Consider the following 1,188-nt stretch of genomic DNA (forward strand, 5'->3'; position numbering starts at 1 on the left):
GTGCTGATGCCCAACTTATTTGTCCTTTAGCTTTCCCGCAGTCAACTTCATGACCAGCACGAAGGTTTCTAGCTGAAGTTATGAGTCCATCCTCTTTATCAACCCTTTCAAGAATAGTGTTGTTTAATGCGAACCAGTCGACTACGGACTCCCACGTTTTGTCATAGCTTTTCTCTAATGTAACCTGCTTCTTTATCGGCTTTTGCTCTGGTGCTATTTGCCCAGCTCCACTACAACCTACCAAAATAAGAGCTGTAGTCACATAAAGGGGTAATTTTGTTAATTTTTTCATGACATTTCTTCCTTGACGTCTTCTTCTGTTACTTTTCGATCACACTTAGGGCAAACAGGGCCTGCAAAAGCCAAACCTTCTGAAAGATACATTTGCATCTTCTTTTGTACAGTTTTTTCTGAACACTTTAAACCTTCAAACGTCCAAATCCCCCAAGATGAATACGGGTTATCTTTTTCTCTATAATAAGCCTCTGCTTTATACCCGCACGGACATATCACTTTATATCTTTCACCCATTTTTTTCTCTTATTATTTTTCTTTCTGGTTTGGCATTTAACGCTGGCAGCAAGGGCGGCGAACACAGTGAGCGTCCCTTTGGCTGCTTTTGTTAGGTTTATGCACAAATTTTAAGAATGGAATTTATACGATGGATAGCAAGGTTTCTGAGTTTTTTGTTTTCGCTAATAGAATAGCAATCAGCGTATTGCTCATAGCAAAGAAATTTACCCTGTTCCTTGTTTTCACCATAAGCCAGTCGTTCCCAAGCCTTTCTCAAGCGATAACGCTGGATAAAAGGCAACCGTTCAAGATTGTCCCGTATACTGGCTTCATGCTTCCTGTAAGCAGTATCATCCATAACGTCGATAACCTTATCCTGATTCTCAGTGAGCCGGTTGAGCTCAGGAGTAAAAGCAGAAATAATGGTTTGGTTGATGCTGTTCAGTCTCTGCCGTTGGCTAAAACTGATTCTGAGAAGATAGCCCAATGCAAGGCTGCTCAAGACACCAAGCAAGGTTTCGAGAGGGTAGCTTTCTATGAGACTGAACAATTCCATGCTTATGTTACCGGACTGATTATTGGGTTGTTTTTATTGTTATTGTTTATCATATTTTGATACCTAACAGCTATTAGACCTCAAGCGAGTGATATCAGATATTACACTCACACGCGGCA

3 protein-coding genes are annotated in these 1,188 nt (G+C 40.7%); all 3 read right to left on the minus strand.

Annotated elements, in window-relative coordinates; translation table 11 throughout:
- The coding region (locus KDK19_RS00045; RefSeq protein WP_257291071.1) for a hypothetical protein at nucleotides 1-292 on the minus strand (292 nt) is incomplete at its 3' end.
- Nucleotides 289-531 (minus strand): hypothetical protein, encoded by a 243-nt coding sequence (locus tag KDK19_RS00050; protein ID WP_257291072.1) that lies wholly within the window; start codon nucleotides 529-531, stop codon nucleotides 289-291. The genes KDK19_RS00050 and KDK19_RS00045, both read right to left, overlap by 4 nt.
- Before the next feature lie 97 nt (nucleotides 532-628).
- The gene (locus tag KDK19_RS00055; protein ID WP_257291073.1) at nucleotides 629-1,069 is read right to left on the minus strand and encodes a hypothetical protein; all 441 of its coding nucleotides are present in this window, start codon (nucleotides 1,067-1,069) and stop codon (nucleotides 629-631) included.
- Nucleotides 1,070-1,188: the final 119 nt, after the last annotated feature.

Source organism: Endozoicomonas sp. ONNA1 (assembly GCF_024606325.1).
Taxonomy (GTDB): Bacteria; Pseudomonadota; Gammaproteobacteria; order Pseudomonadales; family Endozoicomonadaceae; genus Endozoicomonas_A.